General features: G+C 61.6%; 1 protein-coding gene and 1 pseudogene. One reads left to right on the top strand and one right to left on the bottom strand.

Annotated elements, in window-relative coordinates; translation table 11 throughout:
• Positions 1–106, top strand: a pseudogene (locus A5708_RS27000) (class I SAM-dependent methyltransferase); the annotation flags it as partial.
• A gap of 16 nt (positions 107–122) precedes the next feature.
• Here A5708_RS27000 and A5708_RS21700 read toward each other — a convergent pair.
• A partial coding sequence (locus A5708_RS21700) for a class I SAM-dependent methyltransferase (RefSeq protein WP_065030596.1) occupies positions 123–836 on the bottom strand: 714 nt, incomplete at its 5' end.

Raw genomic sequence — 836 nt, 5'->3', positions numbered from 1 at the left:
TCGGACGAAAGAGGTCTACGACCGTTACATGCACTATCTGACGGGGTGCGAGAACTTCTTCCGCAAGGGCATCAGCAATGTGGGGCAATTCACGATGGTGAAGTAGGCCAAAAGCGAGCCGGTTACTTCTCCAGCGTGAATTGATTGACGTCGGTGTAGCCGTCGCGGAACAGCTTCGCGCAACCGGTGAGGTACTTCATGTAACGGTCGTAAACCTCTTGGGACTGAACGGCCAGGGCCTGCTCGCGATTCGCCTCGAGGGCCTCGGCCCACAGGTCCAGTGTCCTGGCGTAGTGCAGCTGCAGCGATTGAACGCGGGTCAACTCGAAGCCCACCGTGACCCCGTACTCGCCAACGGTCTGGGGCGTCGGCAGCCAGCCGCCGGGGAAGATCTCGGACAGGATGAATTGCGAAAACTGCACGATCTCACGGGTCAGCGTCATGCCCTTGGCCCGGGCCTCCTTGAACGACGGCCGAACGATGGTGTGCAGCAACATGACTCCGCCCGGCGGCAGCACGTTGTAGGCCATCTTGAAGAAGCGGCCGTAGCGCTGGCGGCCGAAGTGCTCGAACGCGCCGATGGAGACGATCCGGTCGACCTTGTCTTCGAACTCTTCCCAGCCCTGCAGGCGCACCTCGATGTTGCGGTCCGTCGGCAATCCGGCGAGCTTCTTCTTGCTGTACTCGAACTGGTTGCGGCTCAGGGTAATTCCGATGACGTTGACGTCGTACTTCTCGACAGCGCGCTTCAGGGCACCGCCCCAGCCGCAGCCGATGTCCAGCAGCGTCATCCCGGGCTCGAGGTTCAGCTTGCCCAGCGCCAGGTCGAACTTCGC

The organism is Mycobacterium colombiense (assembly GCF_001672755.1).
In the GTDB taxonomy this organism is placed as follows: domain Bacteria; phylum Actinomycetota; class Actinomycetes; order Mycobacteriales; family Mycobacteriaceae; genus Mycobacterium; species Mycobacterium colombiense_C.
Note: the sequence above shows the minus strand (reverse complement) of the source record. Positions and strands in the feature narration are given on the sequence as shown.